The 22,525-nt window shown below is 56.7% G+C and carries 14 protein-coding genes and 1 pseudogene; 6 read left to right on the plus strand and 9 right to left on the minus strand.

The features are described 5' to 3' along the window. Positions 1-36: 36 nt before the first annotated feature. Entirely contained in the window at positions 37-735 is a 699-nt protein-coding gene (locus tag ACERLL_RS00960) for an ATP-binding protein (protein ID WP_373654180.1), read from the minus strand. Between the two features lie 141 nt (positions 736-876). Here ACERLL_RS00960 and ACERLL_RS00965 point away from each other — a divergent pair, with 141 nt between their 5' ends. The 4 genes and pseudogenes from ACERLL_RS00965 to ACERLL_RS00980 form a co-directional block, all read left to right on the plus strand. Next, positions 877-1,560, plus strand: a complete 684-nt coding sequence (locus ACERLL_RS00965; protein WP_373654181.1) for a heteromeric transposase endonuclease subunit TnsA — start codon at positions 877-879, stop codon at positions 1,558-1,560. After that, positions 1,557-3,470, plus strand: coding sequence for a Mu transposase C-terminal domain-containing protein (locus ACERLL_RS00970; protein ID WP_373654182.1), 1,914 nt, complete (start codon positions 1,557-1,559; stop codon positions 3,468-3,470). Before ACERLL_RS00965 ends, ACERLL_RS00970 begins: the two co-directional genes overlap by 4 nt. Before the next feature lie 73 nt (positions 3,471-3,543). Then, complete coding sequence (locus tag ACERLL_RS00975; RefSeq protein ID WP_373654183.1) at positions 3,544-4,341, plus strand: TniB family NTP-binding protein; 798 nt, start codon at positions 3,544-3,546, stop codon at positions 4,339-4,341. Positions 4,342-4,354: 13 nt separating this feature from the next. Then, a pseudogene (locus ACERLL_RS00980) lies at positions 4,355-4,801 on the plus strand (TniQ family protein); the annotation flags it as partial. 36 nt (positions 4,802-4,837) lie between these two features. Here the strand turns inward: ACERLL_RS00980 and ACERLL_RS00985 are convergent. Next, positions 4,838-5,164, minus strand: coding sequence for a hypothetical protein (locus ACERLL_RS00985; RefSeq protein ID WP_373654414.1), 327 nt, complete (start codon positions 5,162-5,164; stop codon positions 4,838-4,840). A 2,585-nt stretch (positions 5,165-7,749) separates the two neighbouring features. Between ACERLL_RS00985 and ACERLL_RS00990 the strand changes: the two genes are divergently transcribed. Together ACERLL_RS00990 and ACERLL_RS00995 are read left to right on the plus strand one after the other, a co-directional pair. Continuing rightward, complete coding sequence (locus ACERLL_RS00990) at positions 7,750-12,636, plus strand: DEAD/DEAH box helicase (protein WP_373654184.1); 4,887 nt, start codon at positions 7,750-7,752, stop codon at positions 12,634-12,636. Between the two features lie 139 nt (positions 12,637-12,775). Next, entirely contained in the window at positions 12,776-13,513 is a 738-nt protein-coding gene (locus ACERLL_RS00995; RefSeq protein ID WP_373654185.1) for a DUF5131 family protein, read from the plus strand. Here the strand turns inward: ACERLL_RS00995 and tcmP are convergent. The 7 genes from tcmP to ACERLL_RS01030 form a co-directional block, all read right to left on the minus strand. Then, on the minus strand, positions 13,496-14,320 hold the full coding sequence (tcmP, locus tag ACERLL_RS01000) for a three-Cys-motif partner protein TcmP (protein ID WP_373654186.1): 825 nt from the start codon (positions 14,318-14,320) through the stop codon (positions 13,496-13,498). The two genes, ACERLL_RS00995 and tcmP, sit on opposite strands and share 18 nt — an antisense overlap. Positions 14,321-14,357: 37 nt before the next feature. Beyond that, positions 14,358-15,107, minus strand: coding sequence for an HNH endonuclease (locus tag ACERLL_RS01005; RefSeq protein ID WP_373654187.1), 750 nt, complete (start codon positions 15,105-15,107; stop codon positions 14,358-14,360). A gap of 60 nt (positions 15,108-15,167) precedes the next feature. Continuing rightward, positions 15,168-17,021, minus strand: coding sequence for a UvrD-helicase domain-containing protein (locus ACERLL_RS01010; protein ID WP_373654188.1), 1,854 nt, complete (start codon positions 17,019-17,021; stop codon positions 15,168-15,170). Beyond that, positions 17,018-19,006 (minus strand): ATP-dependent nuclease, encoded by a 1,989-nt coding sequence (locus tag ACERLL_RS01015; protein ID WP_373654189.1) that lies wholly within the window; start codon positions 19,004-19,006, stop codon positions 17,018-17,020. Before ACERLL_RS01015 ends, ACERLL_RS01010 begins: the two co-directional genes overlap by 4 nt. 1,029 nt (positions 19,007-20,035) lie before the next feature. Then, complete coding sequence (locus tag ACERLL_RS01020; protein WP_373654190.1) at positions 20,036-21,256, minus strand: TniQ family protein; 1,221 nt, start codon at positions 21,254-21,256, stop codon at positions 20,036-20,038. Positions 21,257-21,291: 35 nt separating this feature from the next. Next, positions 21,292-22,149, minus strand: coding sequence for a YifB family Mg chelatase-like AAA ATPase (locus ACERLL_RS01025; RefSeq protein WP_373654191.1), 858 nt, complete (start codon positions 22,147-22,149; stop codon positions 21,292-21,294). A gap of 37 nt (positions 22,150-22,186) precedes the next feature. Continuing rightward, positions 22,187-22,516, minus strand: a complete 330-nt coding sequence (locus ACERLL_RS01030; protein WP_373654192.1) for an accessory factor UbiK family protein — start codon at positions 22,514-22,516, stop codon at positions 22,187-22,189. Positions 22,517-22,525 lie beyond the last annotated feature (9 nt).

A 22,525-nucleotide genomic window follows, 5' to 3' on the forward strand; every position in this document is an offset into this window, starting at 1 on the left:
TCGCAGCGGTGATTCTAGCGCAGCCGGCCATTTGCGTCAGGTGCCGGAGTCGCCGGCGTCCAATCGGCGGTACTGTACAGCCTCGGCGATGTGGGCCTGACCGATGCGGTCCGTCTCCGCCAGGTCGGCAATGGTGCGGGCCAGCTTGAGGATGCGGTGATAGGCCCGGGCGGAGAGCCCCAGGTGCTTGCTGGCGGTCTCCAGGAAGGCGAGCCCCTCCTCGTCCGGGCGGCAATGCGCCTCAACGCCCTTGGCGCCGAGGGCGGCGGCGGGCGCACCGAGCCGTTCAAGCTGACGGTGGCGGGCCCCCTCGACCCGGGCGCGCACGGTGGTGCTGTCCTCCTCGACGGTGCCCTGGCCGGGCCGCAAGTCCTCCACGGGAAGCGCCGGGACCTCAAGCTGCAGATCGATGCGATCCAGGAGCGGGCCGGAGAGGCGACCCCGGTAGCGCTGCACCTGCGCGGGGGTGCAGGTGCAGGCATGCCGGGCGTCCCCGAGGTGCCCGCATGGGCACGGGTTCATGGCCGCCAGGAGCTGGAACCGGGCGGGAAAGCGCGTGGTGCCGCGTGCCCGGGCGATGGTCACCTCTCCGGTCTCCAGCGGCTCGCGCAGGGCTTCCAGGGTGCGGCGGTCGTATTCGGGAAGCTCGTCGAGGAACAGCACCCCCCGGTGCGCCCGCGTGATTTCGCCTGGACGGGGCGGGCTGCCGCTGTAAATTACAAAAGAAATTGACACTCCGGCAGATCATATCAAGGACTTAGGTGAAAAATTTATAAAAGAAATTGATATTATTCCAAAAGGAGTTGACACTGGATTAAATTTTACAAAAGTTGGTGCAACTGAGTTGTGGTCCGAAGTATGCCCAAGCGGAAGATCTTGCGGAACTACCGAAGCGTCACCGGCATATCCCTCAACCGGGGGGAGGGCCGGGTATCGGCTTACGAGTCCACCCTGGAACGGGACCTGATGACTGCTCTTGAGTTCGATCTGGGCTTCGGGGTCGAGACCTACGAGGAGCAGCCGGTGGTGATCGAGTACACCAAGCCTGATGGTGCCCGCGGACGGTACACCCCGGACATTCTCATTAAATATAGGGCCGCCGGGGGCGGGGCGCGTCAACCCGGCAAGCTGGTGGAGGTCAAATATTCCGATGAGCTCAAGGAGAAGTGGGCGGAGCTTGAGCCCCGCTTCGCCGCCGCCCGGGCCTATGCGGAAGCGCAAGGCTGGACGTTCGAGGTCCTGACCGAGCTAGAGATCCGGACCCCGTACTTCAAGAACGTGAAGTTCCTCCTGCCCTACAGGCAAATGGAATGTGACGACGCGTTAATGGAGGCCGTGGCCGAGGCACTCGCCGGCCTCGGCCAGTCCACGCCCAAGGCGCTAGTGGCGTCGGTCTCGCCCCATTGGCGGGTCCAGGGAGAGGCGGTGGCCGCCCTTTGGTGCCTCGCCGCCCGCCGGGCAATCGCTTTGGACCTCTCGGTGCCCGTGACGATGAAGAGCCCCATTGAACTGGCCGAAGGCTGGCGGGAGCGGTTGGACTGGGAGGAAGATTTGGGATGACCACGCTGACCGATCTCAATCCGGGTCGCAGGATCAAATGGCGAGGGCATTTCTACCGGGTCCGGGAACTCGTCACCCCGTCCAAGCTCCTGGTGGAGAACGCCAGTACGGGCGAGACTAAGGTGCTGAGCGTCTCGGACCTGCAAGATATAGCCCCTGAAGAGGAAGAAGCAGAGGCGACGGAGGGACCACCGGACCTTGCCACCTTGCACGACAAGGACTGGAAGGTCGCCAAGGAGCGTTTCGAGGCGATCCGGCCGCTTCTGGAGCTGGAGAAGCGGACTCGGGCCGATGTAAAAGCGCGGGCCGCAGAAACAGGGTGCTCGCCGGAATCCCTTTATCGGTGGATGCGTCTCCATCAGGAGGCCGGAGTCGTCGCCGCCCTTGCCCCCAAATCGCGCTCAGGCGGCGAAGGGAAAAGCCGCCTCAGCCCGGAGGTGGAAGCGCTCCTGACGGACACACTCGAAGAGGTGTACCAGAAGCCCCGCCGGCCCAGCGTCCAGCATACATGCAGGGAAGTGCTGCGACGCTGCCGTAACGCCGGGCTCGAAGCGCCCCACCCCAACACGGTCCGAAACCGGATCGCCCAGCTAAGCGAGCGGGAAAAGATGAAGAGGCGCGAGGGCACCAAGGCAGCCCGGGAGAGGTTCGCCCCGAAGCCCGGCCGGCATCCGGAGGCCGGGGAACCCCTTGGGGTCGTCCAGATCGACCATACCAAGCTGGATATCACCCTCGTGGACGATCTCGATCGCCGTCCGGTGGGTCGCCCCTGGCTCACCCTGGCCATTGATATCTACAGTCGCATGATCGTTGGGTTTTACCTTTCCTTTGACCCGCCCAGTGCCGAGTCTGTGGGCCTGTGTCTCAGCCAGGCGATACTCCCCAAGGACCAATGGCTCGCAGAGCGGGAAATCGATGCCGAATGGCCTGTTCAGGGAGTAATGAGCAAGATCCAGTCGGACAACGCCCGGGAGTTCCGGAGCGTCATGCTGGAGAGCGCCTGTAAGAATTACGGAATCGACATCGAATGGCGCCCCGTTTACCGCTCTGACTACGGCGCTTACGTGGAGCGGTTCTTCCGGACGCTCAATGCCGAACTCCATAACCTTCCTGGCACTACAAAGTCGAGCGTGGCGGAAAAGCGCGATTACGAACCTGATCGGGAAGCGTTCATGTCACTGACCGAGTTCGAGACCTGGCTGGGACGTTTGATCACCCAGGTCTACCATGAGGAGGTGCATACCGAGTTGGGTATGCCTCCGGTCCGGATGTATATCCGAGGCATATTCGGTGACGACGATACCCCAGGGCGGGGAATCGCGCCGGTACCTACTGATACCCAGCGCCTGCGCCTGAGTTTTACGCCCCTTTTCGAGCGGACCGTCCAGTCCTACGGGATCACGCTCGACAAGATCCACTACTATCACGATGTCCTGCGCCGTTGGATCCATGCCACGGATCCAGATAACCCGAAGGAAAAGCGGAAGTTCCTGTTCCGTCGGGACCCTCGGGACATCAGCACGGTCTATTTCCTCGATCCAGAGGAGGATCGCTACTTCCCGATTCCCTACCGGGATGCCGGACGGCCTAGGATGAGCTTGTGGGAACTCCGGGAAGCGCGGAAAAGGGCTCAGGAGCTTTGGGGGCGGGCTGACGAGGATACGATCTTCGAGGCATACAACCAGCTCCGGGAGCTGGAGGAGCGGGCCCAGAAGGAGACCCGGAAGGCGCGCAGGAAGGCGCAGCGCCGCAGGGACTGGCGGCGGGCTGGTGAGGCTCCCGAATCGCTGGAATCCGAATCTCCTCCACCCAAGAGGGAGGCCCCCTCCGCTGAGGCTGAGGAGGAGGACGAGGATGTGATCGAGCCCTTCGACGAGGTGGAAATTCGCAGCAATGACAATAGGGACTGAGCCAGCCCATGATCATCTGAATGCCGATGCCCGGGAGGCTCTTGAGCTTCCGTCAGAAGAGCGCATCCGGATCGTGCAGCAGGCGCGGTGGATAGGCTATCCGCGGGCCAAGGAGGTCCTGGAAAAGCTTGAGGGGTTGCTTAACCATCCCCATAAGGCCCGCATGCCGAATATGCTCCTGGTCGGGGAGACCAACAACGGAAAGACGGTAATCGTCAATCGCTTTCTCGAAGGGCACCCGCCGGATGACAACCCTTCCGGCGAAGCGATTCACGTACCAGTTCTCTCCATCGAGGCGCCACCCACGCCCGATGAGGCCCGGTTCTACGATGAGATCCTTTACAAGCTGAATATTCCGTTCAGGAAGAGCGATCGAGTATCGAACAAAGCCCTTCAGGTTGAGAAGGTCTTCCGGTACGTGGGCCTCCGCATGCTCATCGTGGATGAGATTCACAACCTGCTAGCTGGCCATGAGAAGCGGCAGCGGCAATTCTTAAACGCCCTGAAATGGCTCACCAATACCTTACAGATCCCCATTGTCGGCGTGGGTACGCCGGAGGCGACGGCGGCGCTGCGGGTGGATCCCCAGGTGCGCAACCGGTTCACGCCGATGGAGCTGCCCAAATGGGAGAATGACAAGGCGTTCCGGCGACTGCTAGCGAGCTTCGAGCGGACCCTGCCCCTGAAGTGGCCATCCAACCTCCACGAGCGGGAGTTGGCCCGCCGTCTCCATGCCCTGTCCGAAGGGACCATTGGCGAGCTGGCCGATTTGCTGGGGATGGCAGCCATCGAGGCGATCCGTGGCGGAGAGGAGTGCATTAATTCCCAGCTGGTAGGGGCTCTGGGTTGGACCCCGCCCTCCAAGCGTTGAGGAGGAACCGTATGTGGGTGCCCGTGTCCTAGAATCATTCCTCTGGACCATCCATCCCAAACCTGCCCCAGATGAGCTCCTGTCCTCCTGGCTCATCCGCCTCGCCAAGGCGCATGGTCTTTCCCCTTTCACCTTCTGCAACCTGGAATGGCCAAATCGGCCGCTCTGGCGACGGGACCTGGACAGGACCGTCGATTCGGATTTCCTGCTCGAGCTGGCGGAGCGAACGGGAACGCCATTTGCTCGAGTGCAGGAAACCACCCTGGCCGCCTATGCGGGGTGTTTATTCGAGACCTTTAACCCCACGGGCCAAACCTTCGGCATCCTTCCACTAGGGGTCTTCCACCGCCGCAGAAAGCGGCCGGGCCTCCAGTTCTGTCACCGTTGCCTGGCCGGGGATGGGGAGCCCTACCTCCGGCGGCGATGGCGGATGACCTTTGAAACCATCTGCCCGGTGCACGAAGTGAGCTTATTGGCGGTCTGCCCAAGCTGTGCCCTACCCTTGCACCCGCATCTGGTGAAAGATCCTAGGCGGACATTGGCCGCCTGCTTTCATTGCGGGAGAGACCTGCGGGATACGGAGGAGGGCAAGATTGAGCCCATTTCCGAGGAGATCCTCTGGTTTCAGGCCCTTTTCGATGTCGGCCTGGATACGGGATGGGTAGAGCTTCCAGGCCAGGGAATCATCCCCGCCGTGGCCTTCAATCGGGGCGCCCACCAGATCGCTAACACCTTGTGCGACCCAAGATGCATAGGACTTAAGCACCTGATTGAGCAGGAAGTCGGGTTTAACCTGCCGCTGCCCGGGCAAGGCGAGGGGCAAGTGCACCTTCGTTACCTGAATGTGGAGATACGACGTGGGCTATTCACTGGCGTAGGCTGGTTGTTGCGGGAGTGGCCGGACCGGTTCGTTCAGGCGTGTCGCCAGTCCGGAGTGCGCACCACAGAGCTTGCCTACGACCTGCCCGACTTGCCCTTCTGGTACCAATCGGTCATCAAAGAACAGTTGCTTCCTGGCGCCTATTCGCTCTCCAGCGCGGAGGTCGATGCCGCAAAGGCCTGGCTGGTTGGCCAGGGGAAAGAGGGCACGAAGGAACAGCTTGGAAGCCTGTTGGGGGCCCGGAAGGCGGGGTTCGTTGCGGAGGCCCGTCCGGATGGGAACCTGGAGGCACCCGCGGGAATGCGGGAGTTAAAGAAGACAGGACTGCCGCCCCAGGCGGAAAGCCTTTTCCGGTTTTTGGTGACGAAATGGGGTCGGAAGCGAATCCGGGAGGGGCATGCCATCCGGGCGCTGAATCGTGACATTGGAGGTCTGCTTAGCCTGGCCCGATGGTCCGGGGAAGGTCCCTGGCAATGGACCAAGGACATGCTGGCGCGATGGCAGCATGCATTGTTGGTAGAGCGAGCCCTCCGATCCTCTACCCGCTCCACTTACCTTGGAGCCGTACGAGGGTTACTGCAATACCTCAGGGGGAACAAGTGGCTTAGGCGGGTTATCCGGGAACGAACTGGAATGGCCTTGCAGTTGGGGCCTCGGGAGTTGGTTCGGAAGAAAGGCCTTTCCCAGGAGGATGGGAACAACCAGGACGGCTCTAGGAGGGTGTATCCGGAGAAATGGATCAACCTTATATCCGGTAAGCCTGGCCGGGCATCCATCCGGGGAGGCAACCTTACGGGCCGAAAGCGAGGGCCCATGTATTTGGGGCGCAGGTTTGCACCCAACTCTCAGCTCGGGACCCATCATTGGTGCGATGAATGTGGCCGAAGGCTGGAAAAAGGAAGAGTAAAAGCTATCCATGAGGAGTGGGCCTATTGCCAAACCTGTTACGCTCGAATTTTTCGAAAGGTTGCATGCGAGAGGTGTGGAAAGACCGTCCGAACCCCCCATGGGCGGAAACCAGCTATATGCAAGGGTTGCCGCATCAAGGGAAGGCGGTGCATGCGGTGCCGGCGGCTGGTATCTCGGGCCGGAATGACCGTAATGGGGGGCGTGTTATGCGGGTCCTGCGCAAATACCGTACGGGCCATCGGCATATAGGGGACGGCGCCATTATAGCGGCAATTGTGGTTTGGACTGAGCACCAGGATCGTAAACGTCAAAAAGGCACGAAGTGATCCGACAGTAAGACCTGAGGAGAGCAGCATGTCTGACGGAGCAATTGTAATGCTGTTCGGAACCGTCATCCTAGGGGTTCTGGGCGCCGTGAGCATCATCGGTCAAGTCCGCCAGGCCCGTCGTGGTCGGGATAAAAAGTAGGCGCATAGGCGGCCATTATGTGCTGTTATCTTTTGCTGGCGTGATCATCCTCTGGGGTACGCCCTGTCTTTTCGGCCCCAGAGCACCCGGCTCGGTGGGACCGGGGTTGGAGCCGGACTGTTGGGTCTGGCTGTAATGCTCTGGGTCAACCACCAGGCCAAGAAGCACAAATCCTGAAGGTCAGGGTATAGCCGGTTCGCCACCGCTCGCCGCCGGAGCCCTTGCTCGCAAATCCCCATCTCCCCCGTATGTTCCAATGACCTCGCCTTCCAATCGGCTCTGGCTCTAGGCCTCTGCTTTGGCCTGCTTTCCGGCTGAGCGGGACCGCCGTTGGGTACTCAAGAGAAATTCACGTCCACCGGAACCAGCCAGCCGAGCAGCCCAAAAGCCATGGGTGAGGCCGGGCCTCGATGCTATGGGTTGGGGGCGGCCAAGACCATAGCCCCAGACCCTAAAACTGTTGTACGGAAGACTCATATTCCCCGATCGCAACAGCCTCAAAAGCGCAGAATAGGGCCATGTTAGTCTCCCAGCAGGATTTGGCGACCTCCAGGAGGTGGTGCACGTCGTTGGCGCCTCGGTGGGTGTAAATGCCCTTTGGTTGGCCGTTCCCGGGCCATCTGGTAAGCGGTGACGTCCCCACGGGCGAGGTCGACCAAGTACCTGAGGGCGTCATTCCCATCACTGTCTTCCTACCAAGCTGTCACAAGACCTCCTCGGTCACCTGGCGTGGGGGCAGCCCATGTTTCGCTAGGTAGGCTCGGGACAGGCCGTGCACCCCCTGGGCAGCGAGGTTCCAATCGGTCCAATCCTCAATACCGGTAAGGTTGATCAGGAAAGACCGGATGATTCCAGTGGTAAGGTCCATCCATGCCACCTCGATGGGTTAGCTATGCTTTTCATCCAAGCTGGAAGCCTCACAGTCGAGGAAAAACATCACCATCCTTTCTTTTTGCAATATCTAGCAGGGGCTGTTCATCCCCTGATTTTCTGTCCTGAACCCGTTACCCTCTACCCCCGTATCCCAACCACCACCAAGTGGAAAATGATGCGCCCAGGCCCGCTTTGTGTCCCGGTAGAATCCGGTTCCTCCGCAGGACAGTGAAGGACAAATAACCGGCGGCCCAAACCAACAGGAAGAAGGGTGGGAAATGACTGAACCCCAGAGTGCGGTTACGGTTAAAGGCCTCTTAGCCAAAATCCGTGAGGTAGCTCGTGACGAGCACGGCAAGGGCCGCATGTTCGAGCGGTTCTTCCAGGAGTACCTCCGGGTCCACCCGCCGTACAGCGACATGTTCGAAGAGGTTTGGCTCTGGGGCGAATGGCCGGACCGCTGGAGCACCGATGTGGGAATCGACCTGGTGGCCCGTACCACCACCGGGGATTATTGGGCTATCCAGTGCAAGTTCTATGCGCCCGACCAGACCGTAAGCCGCAGCGATATCGACGCCTTCTTCACGGCTTCGGGCCGCCGATTCGCCACGAGTGACGGCGAGGAACACAACTTCGCTCAGCGTCTCATCGTTTCCACGACCGACCACTGGTCCTCCCACGCGGAAAAGGCCCTGGAGAACCAGACGCCTCCCGTCGCCCGTCTGTTTCTCCGGGACCTGGAGGAAAGTCGGGTGGACTGGTCTGCCTTCGATCCGACCAGGGCCACCGAAATCCCGCTGGTCCCCACCAAATCCGTCCGGCCCCACCAGGAAGAAGCCATCCAGGCCTCCCTGGAGAAATTCGAATCCGACGACCGCGGCAAGCTCATCATGGCTTGCGGTACTGGCAAGACGTTCACCTCCCTGCGTCTGATGGAGCGAATGGGAGCGCAACGGGTGCTGGTGCTGGCGCCATCCATTTCTCTGGTGGGCCAGACCCTCCGGGAGTGGGCTCAACAGGCTGAGGCTCCTTTCCATGCCTTCGCCGTGTGCTCCGATACCAAGGTGAGCCGGGAGACCGAGGACCTGGCGGTTCACGACCTCGCCTTCCCCGCCACCACCGATCCGGAGACCCTCGGCACTCAGTTCGAACGCACCGACGACGGCCGGCGTCGCGTGGTGTTTTCCACCTATCAGTCCATTGAAACGATCGAACAGGCCCAAGCCGCCGGGGTACTACCTGAGTTCGATCTGATCGTTTGTGACGAGGCCCACCGCACTACGGGGCTCACCCTGCCCGAGGACGACAAGGTCTCCCACTTCGTTCGGGTCCACGACAACCGCAACGTGGCTGGTGCCAAGCGCCTCTACATGACGGCCACCCCGCGCATTTACGCCGAGCCTTCCAAGAAGAGGGCCGACGAGCGGGACGCCGCCATGTACTCCATGGACGACCCCGACACCTTCGGAGAGGAATTCCATCGCCTGGATTTCGGGCAAGCCGTGGAGCGAGGGCTGCTTGCCGATTACAAGGTCCTCATCGTGGCGGTGGACCAGGAGGCCATGGGGGATCTGGCCAACAGGTACGCCCGCGAAGGCAACACACGGGCCATCGACACCAAGTTCGCCCAGAAGATCATCGGGGCCTATAAGGGGCTGGCCAAGCACACTGTCCGGGAGCTCACCACGGAAGGCGAAGAACGGGACCTCACCAGCGACCCTGAACCCATGCAGCGGGCCGTCGCCTTTTCCCAGTCCATCAAGCAATCCAAACGGGTTCGCGACACCTTCCAGGGCCTGACGGATACCTACCTTGAGCAGACTGGCCGTTCCGGAAGCGATGCTTTGGCCTGTGATATCCAGCATGTCGACGGCAGCATGAACGCCATGGAGCGCCAGGAGGCCCTCGACTGGCTCCGGGAAAGCGATGCCGAGCCCAGCACCTGCCGCGTGCTATCTAATGCTCGCTGCCTTTCCGAAGGGATCGATGTGCCGGCCCTGGATTCGGTGATCTTCTTCGACAATCGCGAGTCCATGGTGGACATCGTCCAGGCGGTGGGCCGGGTCATGCGGAAGGTGGAAGGCAAGGAATACGGCTACATCATCCTTCCCGTCGGGATCCCGCGGGATCAGGTGGGCAACTTCGACAACTACATCCGCAAGGATGACCAGTTCAAAGGCATTTGGAAGGTCATCAAGGCCCTGCGAGCCCATGACGAGTCCCTCGTGGATGAGGCCGAGTTTCGACGCAAGATCCAGGTGGAAGACGGGACCGCTGAGGACAGCAATTCGGGTGAGGGGAACGAAAAGGAGGGCCAGGATCAGCTTACCCTGGATCTCCAACCCTTACCCATCGAAGACATCGCCGATTCGGTCTACGCGGTTATCCCGGAGAAGCTCGGCGATCGGGAATATTGGGCCAACTGGGCCAAAGAGGTCGCGGATATGGCCCAGCGGCTCATACAACGGATTGAGGGGGTTGTGGCCCAACCGGACGGCCGGGCCGCTTTCGATGAATTCATGGGGGAGGTTCACCGCAGCATCAGCCCCTCGGTGTCCGAGCCGGACGCCATCCGGATGCTTGCCCAGCACGTCATCACCCGCCCGGTGTTCGATGCCCTGTTCGAGGGCAACCAGTTCACCGAGACCAACCCGGTGGCCACGGCTCTTGATCGGATGATGCAGCGCCTGGACGAGTACGCCCTCACGGAGGAGGCCGGGGGCCTGGAACGCTTCTACAGCCAGGTTCAGGACCGTATACGGCTTGCCAAGAGCGACAAGTCCAAGCAGGACGTGATCCGAAACCTCTACGATACCTTCTTCCAGCGAGCTTTCCCCGGTATCGCGGACCGCCTAGGAATCGTCTACACACCGACCGAAGTGGTGGACTTCATCAACCGGTCGGCCCAGCACGCCCTCCAGGAGCATTTCGGCCGGAATCTAGGCGACGAGGGGGTTCATATCATCGACCCATTCGCCGGCACCGGCATGTTCCTTGTGAGGATGCTCCAACTCCAGCTCATGGACGCGGAAGACCTTCCCCGAAAGATGGACTCGGAGCTGCACGCCAACGAGATCGTGCTACTGGCCTACTATATCGCCACCATAAACATCGAAACCGCCTATCACGAGGCCACCAGGGAACACCGACCCTTCTCGGGAATGGTTCTGACGGACACCTTCGCCATGGCCGAAGGGGCACAGCGGGACGATATCCGCGAGCAGGAATGGCTGGCGGCCAACAGTGAGCGGGCCCGTCGGCAGCGGAAAACCGATATACAGGTGATTGTCGGCAACCCCCCTTATTCCGCTTGGCAGGAAAGCGGACACGAGACCAACGCCAACCAGCCCTATCCGGCCCTGGATGAGCGAATCCGGGAAACCTATGCGGCTCACTCTTCCGCTCAGCTACGGAACAGCCTTTACGACAGTTACATCCGCGCCATTCGGTGGGCCTCAGACCGGATCGGAGAGCAGGGTGTGGTGGCCTTCGTGACCAACGGTTCCTTCATCGATGGGAACGCGGCGGATGGCCTACGCAAGAGCTTGGTGGAGGAGTTCAGCTACCTCTATGTGGTAAACCTAAGGGGCAACCAACGGACCTCCGGGGAAGAATCCCGCCGGGAGGGTGGAAAGGTCTTCGGGCAAGGCTCCCGAGCACCGGTTGCCATCACCCTAATGGTCAAGGATCCAAACCATGAAGGGGGATGCCAGCTCCTCTATCACGACATCGGGGACTACCTAACCCGGGAGCAGAAGCTGGGTTGGTTGAGCCACTACAAGGACCTGAGCGGAATCCCCATGACCGTTGTTCGCCCCACTAATCGAGGGGAATGGGTCAATCAGGGAGATCCAGCCTTCGACACCTTCCCGGCTATCGGGCGCAAGAAGGAAAAAGAAGGTCCGGCCATTTTCGGGACCTATTCCCGGGCTGTTATGAGCGGCAGAGATTGGTGGGTTTATAACTTCTCCCGACAGGCCCTTGAAGAAAACATGACCGGCATGATCAAGGCCTACAACAGGGAGGTGGACCAGCTTGAAGAAGCGGGTGGGGCGGATTCCTTGGATGAAGCCAAGCGGAGCGTGGACACCGACCCTGCCCGTATCGCCTGGGATGACGACCTATTCAACGACGCTCGACGAGGCAAAAAAGAGCTCTTTGAGGCCCAAAAAGTTGTCCGGGCCGTGTATCGACCCTTCACCAAAGACTTCTACTATTATGATCGGCTTTTTAATAACCGACTTTATCTATTCCCTAGCCTATTCCCCACCCCCCACCATGCCAATTGGGTGATTGCCGTCACAGGCAAAGGAGCTGCCAAACCATTCTCGGTAATGGCAGCCGATACTGTGGTTGACCTTGAAATGATTTCCAAGGGCCAGTGCTTTCCCCTCTACTGGTATGAATACGTTGGGCATTCGGCCTCTCCTGGCGAACAGGGCAACCTCCTGGCCGGACAGGATACTGCCTCGGGCCAACACTTGCTTGCAGGTGAGGCTATCCCGGATGAGCACGGCTACATCCGCCATGAGGCCATAACCGACTGGGCGTTGGAGGCCTATCGGCAGCACTACGAAGATTCCTCCATAACCAAGGAGGCCATCTTCTGGTACGTCTATGGTCTCCTCCACAGCGACGACTACCGAGAGCGATTCCGCAACAACCTCCGCCGAGGCCTTCCAAGGATCCCGTTCGTGACCGATTTCTGGGCCTTCAGCAATGCTGGCCGAGAGTTGGGTGACTGGCACCTGAATTATGAGAACGTCCAGCCCTCTCGCCTTGAGGAAGTGATTACCCCGGGGAAAACGCGGGACCCCCGGGTACACGACAAAATGCGCTTCGGCGGCAATACTCGAACTCCGGACAAGACCACCATTGTGGTCAATGACACCCTCACTCTTCGCGGCATCCCACTGGAAGCCTACGACTACCAGGTCAACGGCAAATCCCCCATTGAGTGGGTCCTGGAGCGGTATCAGGTCACCACGGACGACAAGAGCGGGATCACCAACGACCCTAATGCTTATTCCAATGACCCTTACTACATCGTCAATCTTATTAAGTGCCTGGTACAGGTTAGCCTGCAAACCCGTCGCATTGTGGCAGAGCTTCCGAAGTTGGAAATTGACGAGGACGCATCCGCCCGCTGGGGCTCTGAGACTTGAGCACAGGGCAGAGGTGGTCCGGTTCTCACGATTGCCGTTCCATCGGAGACGGGTGTAGAACGAATAGAGAACGAGTGCTAGTCTTTCTCCTCAGGAAAAACCTCAGTACCATGGTCAGGGACTAGCTAGGAAAGGCCGTATGTCCAAGATCGAGTGGACCGAGGAGACCTGGAACCCGGTTACCGGATGCACCAAGGTTTCTCCGGGATGCAAGCACTGCTACGCCGAAACCCTTTCCATCCGGCTCCAGGGGATGGGGGTCCCCGGCTATGAAAACGGGTTCCAGCTGAGCATTCAGTCCGAGCGCCTAGAGCAACCTCTGAAACGTAGGCGGCCTACCATCTACTTCGTGAATTCCATGTCCGATCTCTTTCAGGAGGGAGTGCCAGCGGAATTCATTGATCAGGTGCTGGATGTCATACGAAGGACGCCGCAGCACACCTATCAGGTGCTAACCAAGCGGGCGGAGGTTCTGCCCGCCTTTTTTGAAAAGAGGGAGTGTCCCGAAAACCTTTGGTTAGGGGTCTCAGTTGAAGACCAAAGGTATGGAGTGCCAAGAATCCCGCTACTCCGGCAGGTAGCTGCTCCCGTGCGGTTTCTATCTGCGGAGCCCTTACTGGAGGACCTGGGAGATATAAACCTGGAGGGAATTCAGTGGGTTATCGTTGGGGGAGAATCTGGGCCTAAGGCTAGGCCTATGAAACCGTCATGGGTGGAGAACATCAAAAACCGTTGCGAAGACCAGGGAGTTCCATTTTTCTTTAAACAGTGGGGGGCTTGGGGGCCAGATGGAGTCCTTCGAAGCAAAAAGGCCAACGGCCGGGACCTAGGTGGGAAAACTTGGGACGAAATGCCAGCATTACCTGAGATTGTTTAATATGTGACCAGCGATTCGCTTTGCTGGCCCAATCGCTTTAGGGTTGGGGTTGGAGGTGGCGAAAAAGAGTGAAAACAGGGGGGAATTCTCCATACATAGTCGCTTGGGAGGCAGAACCGACGAAAATAGCCCATCCAAGCGTTCTCGGGCAAAGTTTTCTAGATCGTCAGGGCCCGGCTCCCTTCGAACTGGTCGAGAACCAAACAGTTCCCCTTGATCAACCTCTTTGTATATCTTTTCACGCCATTCCTGCGTACCAAGAATCCGATCCATGGCCGCTTTCTTATCCTCATCCATGGATGAAAAATCAAGCGCAGCCTGCCGGTAAACCCCGCTCAAAGGGAACAAATACCAAACATCCAGGGCCTGGGTGGCTGAAATTACTTCAAGCGTTCTCCAATCCAATTCCATCCCATAAGGATCAAGGAAAATCACTCCGCGCCAATTCGTTGTATTTAGATTGGGGAGTTTTTCCTGCAAAACAGAATTCGCATCCCCCAGTTGAACCGCTATTTTCTTATCGCTATGTTCTTTTCTAATACTCCTCAAACCCTCGTATCTTTCTTCATCACTTTCAATAAAAAAATAATAATCAAATCCCCCGTTATCCAGGGCCACCTGCGCTGACCCCTTAGCTTCCTTTGGGTCCCCATATTTTGTTTTAACCGCCCCACTACCCGCAAAGGCATCAATATAAAGCAGCTTAAATTTTTGCTTTTTCAGTGCGGTGGTAAAACCGTGAAGGTAGTCCTCTAATGCCCCCAATTTTAATAAAGTCCACGCCCCACCGAAAACGTTCTCCGTCATACGACCCCCGGTTACCATCCTGGAATCCCGAAGCCACTTATTGAGCGCACCTTTCAAGGACTCGCTCTATTCGCGTCGCCTCTATATAGTCATACTTAAAATCCCACTTTTCTTTCACTTTCCTCCACCGCTTCACGTATGTGCAGTGAAAAGCATGACGGGGGGGCATCCAGTCGGCGGGCCCTTCCGCTCCTTTGCTCATATTGGCACCCGACTCCACGGCAAGCAGATTGGCCGGATCGTTTGCGAATTCACGCTTTTTATCCGAAGGCCATGTGGCGGCCCCGCTTTCATGAGCTTCCGCCAGGGGTACCACATGGTCAATGTGGAGTTCGGAAGGATCACGGAAGATCTCCCCGGTATAGGGGCCCCTCCAGATGCCCGTTGCGATCTCGCATTCCCGCGCCGTCTCCCATTCCACCGGTCCCCGGGCCTGGTCGAGAAGAACCTCGGTCCGAGTATCCCGACAATCCCTATCGGTGTCGGTCCAACCCCCATAGGCGTCCCGCTCATAGCCTGTAGCATGGGGTCCCCCAGCCCGACGCTCCGCCGCAAGGGCACTCTCCGCCTTCCAAGCCGAGGCAAACTCCCGGCCCTCAAGGGGGCCGGAATGACAGTGATAGCCACCTTCCTGTCTTTCGTTGTGGCAACCTAGATCATCGGTACCGCCGGGATGCCCGTACGCTGCAAAAGTACACACCCCTACTAGTAAAACTAGAAGAAGACTCTGACCTGTTACCAGTCCTGAAACGTATTTCGTTTTGGTGGCCCCATTTATACCGTTCACTTATGGCAGTTGAATCAGGGATCGAGGAACAGAAATATGGAAAAGTCAGGAATCAAAGCCTCAGCTCTCGGTTAAACTGCCACCGTGAATTCGCTCCATACCTGCTGGCTCGAGAAGATTTTCTAGCCACGTAACGGGCCGTCCGTGCTCCCTAGAAAGGGAAAAAAATGCTCGTTGCTCTGCCCTGGTGAACGCTACGAAAAAAGCGTTCAGTTCTTGTGGTTTGTCGGGGGAAAGACTCCACCAACTTTGGTTATCCAAGCCTAAAAAGATCATTGTGTGAAACTCAAGCCCCTTGCTCTTGTGGATGGTCATAAGGGGTATTTGGCCGTAACCGACAAACTCGTCAATGGCTTGGGACCAGGTTGGCGATTGCTCTGCACACTTTGTTAGCAATTGGCGAAATCCGCCCCATACCCTGTCGAAATCCCGCTGTCGACGATAAAACGGAAAAGCTTGGCGTAACTTGTCTTCGTCGACCTTCTCCAGCAATTGGCAAGCCAGTTCATCAGCAATTTCCCTCGTAGGCGGATTACGGCGCATAATCCCGCGAAGGACTCGGACGAAAGACTCCAAGTTCTGTTGAATGGCCTGCTGCTTGAAATCATTTTGCGGATCAGCCGCCTCTAGGTATTGGAAATTACGAAGGGCGGTATTCCAACTGGAAGCGTCCCTTTCAGAAGCACCCAGGCGAAGGAGTGGCAAAAAAATCTCCGTAAGGTCTTCTCCGAGAAGGTCCTGAATGGGGATGTCCCCGACAGCACGTGCTTCGTTTCTTAGCCTTAATCCATGGCGGGCCAACTCGGGACGGATCTCCTCTTCTACTTCGTTGGGCTTCATCCGTACAAGCAACGCAATATTGTGCGGCTTCACCTCCCCTGAGAATATCTCTTGAGAAACCCAGGCCCCGATTGTTGCGGCTTCCTCTTCCCGGTTAGAAAAATCCCAAATAGCGGCTATGTGGCCAGCGACAGTTTTTGTACCTCGTGCCTCTATCTCTTCAATCGTCGGGTCAATCCTGCTTGCTATAGCTTGTTGAATGCGGACCAGTTCCGGATGGGAGCGCCAGTTTGAAACAAGCGAAAAATGGGTGGCCGTGAACGCATCCTGAAACCGTTCAAACCCATCGTGCATCGCACCTGCCCAGGCCATTATCTGCTGTTTGTCATCTCCGACGGCGGTTAGAGCAGCCCCACTTCCTTCAAACGCTTCTCTAATGAGCTGAAATTGGGTATCGGTTGTGTCTTGAAATTCGTCGATAAAAACCACAGGGTAGGTTAGCTGTAATGCCCGCTTTATTGTGGAGTTTTCACGCAGTAGATAATCGATGAGCCGATTTATCATTGGAAAGGAGAGTAGGGCTTCCTCATTTTCTTCAAGCTGTTCCTGCCAATACGATTGGACGATTCGCCCCAATCGGCCGTTGCGGCGGATTGGAAGGCGCGTCCGAATAATTGCCGACTCAAGTTGCTTAGTATTCACGCTGCGAATTTCGCGGCGCTGAAGAAAATCTTCGAATTCTGTCCTTCCTGGAAAGATGATTCTATATTCACCGGAAGGGCGATAGGGGTCCGGGATGGCGGCACGAAAGCGATCTAGCAGCCCCTTTGCGAAGGCATCGAAGGTATAGGAATCGAAACGGCGAGCCTGATCCGGCGGACACCTTTTCTCAATTCGGGAAGCCAGATTACGTGCGGCATCACGTTTGAAGCTGATTGCAAGAATTCGTTTGGGTGAAGGGCAAAGGGCTGTCTGCAAAAAGTAGGTCGCCTTTTGCGCTAGGAACTCGGTCTTCCCAGACCCGGCACCCGCGGTAACGAGCACACTCCCTGCAGCTTTAAGAGCTTCCCATGCCTTAGGCTCTAACTCATCAACACCTTGAGGATACCAGTCCTCCGGCCGGACTAAAGTCATTCTTCATCTTCCCAAAGTCCGATTTTCCGACCAGCATACTTAATAATTGCCCTCAACTCAGGGGGCGCATTTTGTGCCAAGCTCTGTGCATTGATTCGGCTTAGTGCAGCAACATGGCCTTCAGGCTTGCTGTGACCCAAGAAAAGATACGGATACCATTTAAAATGGTCGTCATAGTCAGGGGGATACAGGTTGGGATTTCCGCTCGTTTTTAAAGAAACCGCTTTTTTGTTTTGGATATCATCAGGTTGTCCCCGAGGGCCACGTCCTCCAGGCCTCGGCTGCATATAGGCGGTGGGAAAGGCGGAAAGCATGGAAAAATCAATGTCGAGGGGGCTCGAAAAATACACACCTTCTTGGGCTAGAGCCTTGAGCCAGGGACTATTTTCATAATCCTCTAAGAGTTCTTCGGGGTCTAGGTCCTTGATATTCTCTGGATCGATTTCGCCTGCCAAAACAAACGGATTCTCCCCGAAATCTTGCCCTGCTTCAGTTAATTTAGAAATGACATCATGTAGCGTAGCGACTCCGCCATGTGCCCGTCCCAGATCGAGATCAAGGAGTGTGGCAAAAGGGATCCCCAGATCTGATAAGAGGTTCCAAAAATAGGTAACATAGCGACCCCCAAGCGGCACGACTGGTACGAAGGAGGGGTCTAGTGGGATCCCCATAGCCTCGGCGACTCGAGGGATAATGAAACGCTCCGAGTCACCTTCCCCGAGTATTACGAAGCGTGCGAAGTAAATCTCTGGATATGCCTGAACGGCTAACCGGATGTACTGACTTGCCTCCTGGTCATCTGACGGCAAGGCCAGCTTACGTGCCGAGGTGCTGCGCAATGGTTGATCGAGCCGGAAGTGGCGGATCTCTTCAGGCTCGAGACGACTTAAGATTGCTGGAGAGTGACTAGATAGGGCTACCTGTGCCGAAGGCATCTCTCCAAGGTCCCGAGCTTGCCTCATGATTCGGGAAAGAAAGAATGGGGAAAGGCTATTTTCTGGTTCTTCAATGGCAAGAAGGGTAAGATGTGCCCGGCGCAACTTTTCCTGTTCAAATGGGCTTTCATCCTGTCCACTGGAAAGTGAGTCACGTTCCGCCTCAAGAGTCGCCGCCGTCAGGGCGATATGAAACAGGGAGCGTTGTCCGTCACTAAGGTCTGAAAGTGCCCTTTCCTGTCCAGCTTCGTCTGGATAGAAAGAAAATTCCGCCTTCCTGACTAGCTCCTCCGGCCGATTTTCGACCAGGCGCAACCTAGGGGTTGTGTCCGTATCTCCTTCATGTACCTCCTGCCATCGTCTATTAAGGCGATGGATAATGAACTCTGTGGGCGCCTCTCTTTCAAATCCATTTTGGAGGTCGTTTGCTGACTGGGTACTGCATTCCCTGAAATTGTCGGACCATCGTGCTGCCTGCCAAAGCCGGCCCTTTAGCAGGGCAGTAACCTGGGTAGCAGCATCCCGGCTCGCCGGTAAATAAACGAGTTGAATCGAACCACGTTCTACGGCTTGCACCTGGGGGCATTCGGACCATTCGAAATCGTCCCCAAGGGTGGTGATCCACCGGAGTTCTTCGTCCACATTACCTTCCGGTGTCCCGTCATCCGTCCATGTTGCTCGAAGAGCCAATCGGCACTTTAGGCTTTCCCCTGGGCCTGAGGCGGCCATCTGGCGGAAAAACTCGGGCACGGCGTCCGCGACATCTTCATCCTCTTCGCCATCAAGTTCCGGAAAACCCAGGACCACCTCAACGCCGAGGGACGCCCCAGATTCAAGCTCTTCGGTGGCAGCCGGAATGTGGAAGTCTTGCCGACGAACCTTTCTTTGATTTGACCCGGTGCCAAAAATCCTGGAGAGAGCCAGGAAAGCGGCGGTTTTTCCAGCGCCATTGCTCCCGATTAAACAAGTAACAGCCCTCTCAAAATCAATGACGGTTGATCCCGGCCCAAAGGACCGAAAATTTGTTAACGATACGCGCTCGATTTTCATCAGATATTTCCGAATACCGTGAGTAGAGTTGAAATTCTAAGAGCTTCCCAGAATACGAAATCTTCAACTTGGCTAGTTAGAGGCTGCTATCAGGGAACTCCAACCCGAGGTGAACGATCCTTTTTGCAAGAAATTGCCTCCATTAAGGATATGTTGGTATCTAAGTTAACGGGCGCGGCTTCGAAAATAGCAATAAATGCACCTTGTCACAAAAACATTCCATTACTAAAAATGAATAAGGCCGGGCTGATCCGTTTTAGGATTCCAGGTCGTATCGACTTTTTCACGTCACGAGGCTGGTGGTTTGCCGCAGGAAAAAGCGGCAGGGCATGGTCGTGGATTCGGAGCAGCTGAAATTGCCCGCAGGACCACATGATGGCTAGTTTATGGACGGCCGACCAACGGACGGTGAGTCAATACCCTGGCCATTGCCGCTGGCTTCAACAAGAAGACAATAGGTGTCGTCTATAAGGTTGGCTCTGGCTGGCCCGTGATTGGGATCATGGAGGAGGGCTGCTGGTTTCGGGGCTTACCGTTGGTCATTCGGACAGATCCGGGCGCGGAACTCACCGACAAGCCACTGGGCGTTTGGCCTTACAAAAATGGCACGCATCTCAAGCTTTTCCACGCGAGCAAGCCAATAAAGTAGCGGCATATTAAAATCTACAACGGGTGATTCCAGGAAGAATCTTAATAAGCACCAGTTAAGCGACCTGGACTATCCTCGGAAGAATTATTAAATATAAGGGGAAAAAATTATATAGACAAAGTGGCCCTTCAAAGGGTCCCTAGTTTCCTAGGAAGATGGTTTATTCCTCAGAATCCGGTTTGATTTTTTCTGATAATATTCTTGTAGGCTGGACTTGGCTTTATAGGGGTGGGGTTTGTTGTATGGGTCGTGGGACTTGTTATGGGGTAGGGAGAATTTATAAATAGAAAACCCCTTTAAGAGTGAAGTGAAGGTAAATTTTTTAAAGTTTTTCGGAAAAATTATTTGGGCCTTTAATAAAAAAATACGAAAAAATTGACTTATAAATTTCCTTTTATTGAAAGGTATAAGACCTTCCCTGGGCACATCCCAATGCGTGTTAAATGGTCCTCCCGAAATTGACTTAATATTCCCCACCGCCCAGGTTGGGGAAAATCCCACTCTCCTGACCATTCAAAATTAAAATTTTTTAACCTGCCATCATCCGCCAGCCAAAATTTATATTTCTCCAGTTCAAATATAAAACTTAGGTCGATCAGCTTTTTTCCATTGAGAATTTCTCCAATAGCCCAATGAATATAATTTAACTTAATATTTTCTAGTATTTCTATACTTTCGTTTCTGTTTGACTGGTAAATGTAATCCTGAAAATGCCTTAAAAATTTTGAAGCGAGCCTTAATTTTGAGGCTCTTTCATGTTGTTTTGCCTTATTAAAAATAGTGGGAAAATTATATTTATTAAGTAATTGCGCCCATGATAATGAGTTATAAGAAAAGTTATGTAAGGAGGTTGTAGCCTTTTTTAATAAGGGGAAGTTGGCAAGTTGGATCGCTTTTTCAAAATGGTGTTCATATTCTTTTTGGCTGTAATTGGAAATTTCTTCGTCAGGAAATTTTACTCTTTTTAAGGCGGATTCTTGAATTTTTAATAATTCATATACTGAATTGTCGAGTTTTCCTGTGTATTCAATTTTTCTTGTTATATCCTTACCGCAATGGAGGCATATGTTCAATCTAAAAGCTCTAAAGATAGAGGTTTGGAACCCAACATTTTTATAGCAATGGGGGCACCCGGAGCTTAAAAAATTTTTGTGTTCGGGGCAGACAAGGTAAAAACTTAGGCGCCATTTTTTTAAAAAATATGGTTCGTTTGTTTGGGTTAGGCATAGAGGGCAAAATTGAAAGGTAGGAAATCTATCAAGCCCATTTAAGCTGGTATTTGGAAGGACCCAGTTTTTTATAAGGTGAATCTCATTTGGGCTACTTTGTTCATTATATAATGTTGTTTTCGACACCTCCTCTGGTTTGAAGCCTGTGGCTTTTCCTATTAATCGGATATGCTTAAAACCTAGGCCGGCTTCCAGGTCAATAGGTAACTTCTCCTTTTCTCCAAAAATCCAAAGAAGCAAAGTTCTTAAATTGGTGCCATGGGCGAGGGCTAGCCTAGTTAACCAAGACGAACAAGCCTCTTCCGTTTTTGGGGGAAGATGTATCGGAAGGGTCTGGTGACCATCCCAAGTATGTGGGGCTGGGTTTGCCATGGTTCCCAGTCTCAACTTCTTTTGTATAGTTTCAACTACTCTTGTAATTCACAGCCGCCGCCCACCAGGGCCGGCAGGGAGGCGGAATGGTGCGGATCCCGGAACGGTGGATGCGGGTCCAGGCCGGAAATGCGCTCGCCGCGTACCGAGCGGATCTTGGCCACCTCCACCTGTGCGGACGGATCCAGGGTGGGTAGGATGCCGGGCAGGCAGCGCGCCAACAGGGTTTTCCCGGCCCCCGGCGGACCGGAGAGCAGCAGCCCGTGCCCGCCGGCCGCGGCCACCTCCAGGGCCCGCTTGGCCGGTGCCTGGCCACGCACGTCCGCCAGGTCCGGGGGATGGTGCTGGGGCGGCGCGCCGGGGACGGCGGGCGCCAGTTCGGTCTGGCCGCGCAGAAAGGCGGTCACCGCGGTGAGGGAATCGGCGCCGTGCACGGAAGCGGTTCCCGCCACCGCCGCCTCGGGGGCGTTGGACGAGGGAACCAGCAGGGCCTGGTCCGGTTCGTCAATGGCCAGGGCCGCGGCCAGGGCGCCGTGGACGGGGCGCAGGCGCCCGTCCAGGGTCAGCTCGCCGAGGAGCACCCAGCCGGCCAAGGCCTCGGCCGGGAGCTGGCCGGAAGCGGCCAGCACGCCCAGGGCGATGGGCAGGTCGTAGCGCCCGCCCTCCTTGGGCAGGTCCGCCGGGGCGAGATTCACCGTCACCCGCGCGGTGGGGAAATCGAAACCGCTGTTGACCAGGGCCGAGCGCACCCGGTCCTTGGCCTCCTTCACCGCCGCCTCCGGAAGCCCGACGATGGCCAGGGACGGCAGTCCCCCAGCCAGGTCGACTTCCACCTCCACGGCCGGCGAATCCACGCCGGCCAGGGCGCGGGTGCGCACCACCGCGTGCCCCATGCTCCCCCCTTTCGCTCGGCTTTTCTTGCGGTGTTCGCTACTTGCGCGGCTCGTTGGGATCCCAGTCGGTGGAGGGATCCTCCGGGTCGTTGGCCAACGGCTCCACATTGAAATGGGTCTCGGCGCGCTCCCCCGGCTGGATGCCGAGCTGGGCTTCCAGCTGCTCGACCCGCTTCAGCGTGGTCTCCAGGTCCTGCTGCTGGCGATCGAATTCCTCCCGGGTGACGAGGTCCATGCGATCCAGAACGGGACGGATGGCGTCCCGGACGGCCTGCTCCATGCGCTCGGGGGGCAGACCCAGGCGGCCCAGGGCTCCGCCGATCTCTCGTGCAAGGTTATCCAGAAGGCCGCTAGTGGATTGGCTCATGGTTTTCTC

It is taken from the genome of Thiohalorhabdus sp. Cl-TMA, assembly GCF_041821045.1.
Lineage (GTDB): Bacteria > Pseudomonadota > Gammaproteobacteria > Thiohalorhabdales > Thiohalorhabdaceae > Thiohalorhabdus > Thiohalorhabdus methylotropha.